1 protein-coding gene is annotated in these 317 nt (G+C 60.3%); it reads right to left on the reverse strand.

The features are described 5' to 3' along the window. Positions 1-317: hypothetical protein (locus tag R0J92_RS22210; protein ID WP_411053244.1), on the reverse strand; the 317-nt coding region annotated here is incomplete at both ends.

The raw sequence follows: 317 nt of genomic DNA on the forward strand, positions 1-317 counted from the left end.
GGGTGCGGTTGCGGAGGGCTTCACGCCGCTCGATGGACCAGTGCGTTTGCGCCTGAACCCAAGGGGCGGTGATCTTCTTCTGCACGTCGGTCACGTTGATCGGCGTCTTCTGGTAGAGACGCACGAACCGGGCGTTGCCCGACGTGTCGAGCATGATGTTCCGCTCGATGGACGTACCGCTGTCCACCTGCTTCTTCTCTTGCGAGAACCACATATTGCAGACCGGATACCGCTGGTAGTCCAGAGGCACCTCGAACTTCATATCGGGCAGGTTTTCGAGGGTGGTGCGGGTGAGGTCGAGTAGGTCGGAGTTGCTG

The organism is Tritonibacter sp. SIMBA_163, assembly GCF_046535935.1.
Classification (GTDB): domain Bacteria; phylum Pseudomonadota; class Alphaproteobacteria; order Rhodobacterales; family Rhodobacteraceae; genus Epibacterium; species Epibacterium scottomollicae.